1 protein-coding gene and 1 pseudogene are annotated in these 3456 nt (G+C 51.1%); both read left to right on the top strand.

The window, feature by feature from the left end; translation table 11 throughout:
- Positions 1-398: 398 nt before the first annotated feature.
- Positions 399-2768, top strand: coding sequence for a TonB-dependent receptor (locus QVO39_RS07970; RefSeq protein ID WP_021903722.1), 2370 nt, complete (start codon positions 399-401; stop codon positions 2766-2768).
- Between the two features lie 12 nt (positions 2769-2780).
- Positions 2781-3456: pseudogene (locus QVO39_RS07965) on the top strand (hypothetical protein); the annotation flags it as partial.

Below are 3456 nucleotides of genomic sequence, written 5' to 3'. Positions count from 1 at the left end.
CTAGGATCCGTCGGACCTCTCCGAGGTCCTTAGCTATCTAATTGATACACGATTTAACTTTCTAATGCGTAACCCCTGTGTCTAATGCGTAAACCCTACAATATTTCAGATTAAATGGTTAAAGCACGAAAGGCAATACCTATAAGTAGGTAGCTACTAGTGGCGACCACCCACGAAAGGTTTCACCCACAAAGGCAAGCAATATTTAGTTAACAAAGAAAATACGGCAGACAAAATCACACTACACATCCCTCAATGTCCAAAACACAACAACATAGTGGACGAAAAAGGAGTGCAAAATATACCCATTAAAGGCTATAGAAGTAGATTTGGATTGCCCGTAACTTTGCAATTTAAAGAAAACAATAGACAAATCATTTATAAAAGAGTTCAACTACATGATCAATCAAAAATTCAAGCACCACCTCCGTGTGATGCTAGGGTTATTTCTCCTTCTTGCGCCCCTTACCCTCGAGGCTGCCTCCGAGCAGAGTAGTCCACGCAAGTCGGTCACCGTCGTGGTGGTAGAGCAGGGCACCAAAGAGCCAGTTATAGGGGCTGTGGTCCGTGCCGAGGGAGCCACCACCCCACGAGTTACCGGTATTGATGGCGAGTGCACCCTCACCTTCACCACGGCTGTAAGCCGAGCTAAGTTCAAGGTAAGCTTCATGGGCTATAAGACCTTTGAGGAGGTAGTCCCCTTTCATTCAGAGACCATCACCATTGTCCTCACCCCCGATAATGAGGTGCTTGACGATGTTATCGTCACCGGACAAAAGCGATATACCTCCGTGCTACAGCAGGCCGTCGCCATTGACACCAAGTCACTTGACAAAAGCACCTCCATCTCGCTCGGCAAGATGCTAGAGCAGATACCAGGAGTGAGCACCATCAGTGCCGGGAGTAGCATCTCCAAGCCAGTGATCCAAGGGATGCACAGCAGCCGAATAGTACTTATTAATAATGGTGTACGCCTAGAGAGCCAAAGCTGGGGTACAGATCACGCTCCCGAGATTGATCACACCGGTGCCAGCATCGTAGAGGTGATCAAAGGGGCAGAGAGCGTGCGGTATGGGCATGGAGCCATTGGCGGGGTAGCCCTTTTCAATCAAGCACCCCTTCCCTTTGGCCACGATCGCTTTTATATCAAGTGCAAGACCAACTTAGGTTATGCTACAAATGGTCGCGCCTACGATGGAGCCGGTTCTTTAGAGATGGGGTATAAGAATTGGGGTCTCCGCCTGCATGGGATGTATCAGAAGTCGGGCGACTACTCCACTGCCGAGTATCTGCTCAATAATACCGGCTTCAACAACATCAGCTTCTCTGGCTATGCAGGATATAAAAGAGATCGCCTCACCGCCACCCTCTTTGCCTCCCTCTACACTTCCCGAAGTGGTATCTACTACCTCAGTGCCATCTCCGATATCCAGCAGCTGCTCAATCGCTTCGAGATGGGGCGTCCCGAGGAGAGCACCCTCAAGCCCTTCTCCTATACCATAGAGCCACCCTTCCAGCAGTCACAGCACTTCACTGCCAAAGCTGAGGTGGACTGGGATATCGCCGAGAAGCACAACCTCGAGGTAAAGGTATCGTACCAAAACAACCTCCGACAGGAGTTTGAAAACCGTAAGCGCGACGACCTCTCCTGGCTACCGATGCAAGACCTCGTACTCACCACCTACGCCTCCGATGCCGCATGGAGTGGCACGTGGAACGAAAACCACAGCTCCCAGGCAGGCGTGTCGGTGATGTACCAGACCAATTACAATAAGCCTGGCACCAAGCAACCAGCCTTTATCCCCAACTACGCCAGCCTCACCATGGGCATCTTTGGCATCCACAAAGCCACCTTTGGCAAGCTCCAAACTTCAGCCGGACTGCGGTACGACTACCGTGCCCTCGACGTCTACGGCTACACTAGTGTCAATAGCTTCAAGAAGTACCACGAGTTTAAGCTCTACGCCAGCGTCACCGGTAGCCTCGCCGCACACTATCAGTTCAACGACCACTGGACCGCACGTGCCAATGTGGGGCTTGCATGGAGACCACCAGATATCAATGAGCTCTACGCCACCGGGCTTCACCACGGCACCTACTGGGTGGTAGGAAATAGGGATCTACTCCCCGAAATCGGAATTAAGCCGGTGATCGGAGCCACCTACCGCAATGATTGGATCATCGTAGAGCCCAGTGCCTTCTTCCAGCACGTACACAATTATATATACGATAATATCGGCCAAGGGCTCGACCGCTACCAAAACCACCCCAGTGGTAAGTACCCACGATTTATCTACGAGCAGGATGATGCCCGCCTCTTCGGAGGGGATATCCTCACCACCATCCGACCCTTCGAGGGCTTTAATATTATGCTCAAAGGGGAGTGGATCAATGCCCGAAACATCACCCACGATAGCTGGCTACCCTTTATGCCCTCCGACCGATATGGGCTAGGGCTCAGCTACGAGCACGACTTTGGGAAAGACCAAAAGTGGCACGCTAGCATCGCCTTTGATAGTAGCTACGTCACCAAGCAAAAGCGATTCGACCCCGATAAAGACCTCGCCCCCGACTCCCCACCAGCCTACTTTATCGCCAATGCCAATGCTGAAATCTCCTATGCCCTCCCCAAGGGAAGATCCGTTAAACTAATGCTTATGGGCGACAACATCTTCAACGCCCTCTACAAAGAGTATACCGATCGCTTCCGCTTCTTCGCTCACGCAATGGGAGCTAAGTACACCGTTCGTACCATCATTGAATTTTAAAGACCAAACTATATGAATCAAAAGATAAACCTACTCCCCTTCCTCCTATTCACCGCAGCAGTGCTGGTACTCAGTAGCTGCCAAAGATTGATGGAGGAGCTAGTCAAGTCGCCCGAGCCTTATATCGAGAATATCGTGGAGGGGCACGAGCAGATCTACTCTATCCAAGCCATCCTCAGACTAGCACAGCGACAGGAAGACCCCGACAACGACATCAGCTTCGAGCCCTACTACTATCGGGCTTACGACCTAGATGATTCCGAGGAGTACCCCTACCCCGTCTATCAGGAGATAGAGATTCGCAAAAACGACGAGGGGAGCCTCACCATCACCAGTGAGCGAGAGCACTTCGATGTGGTGAAGAGCGACAAGTTTTGCTACGCACTCGAGCTAAAGTACTACGACATCAATAACAAGCTGATCAATCACCAATTTTCACGCTGGTACCCCCTCAAGGGGACTCAGCAGAATGATGCCGGTGGAATCGACGACCCCAATTCTACCCTACTCGTGCACCAGCACTTCTTCACAATAGACAACTACTCACTCTATGGCATGCCCAACCTTTTCCCCATGACCTTCAACCCCACAGATAGCTCGCAGGATAGCCTTTTCATCGGCAAGTTTACCTTCAAGCGGTCGGGAAAAGAACTGGTACCCGCCTCACGCACCTCTACCAACAATATCT

The organism is Porphyromonas sp. CAG:1061 (assembly GCF_000435035.1).
In the GTDB taxonomy this organism is placed as follows: Bacteria; Bacteroidota; Bacteroidia; order Bacteroidales; family Porphyromonadaceae; genus Porphyromonas_A; species Porphyromonas_A somerae.
This window is presented reverse-complemented; position numbering and strand designations above follow the sequence as displayed.

What these genes read in the sequence shown, in the direction of transcription:
- QVO39_RS07970 (WP_021903722.1), top strand. Translation starts at nt 399, where the DNA reads ATGATCAATCAAAAATTCAAGCACCACCTCCGTGTGATGCTAGGGTTA.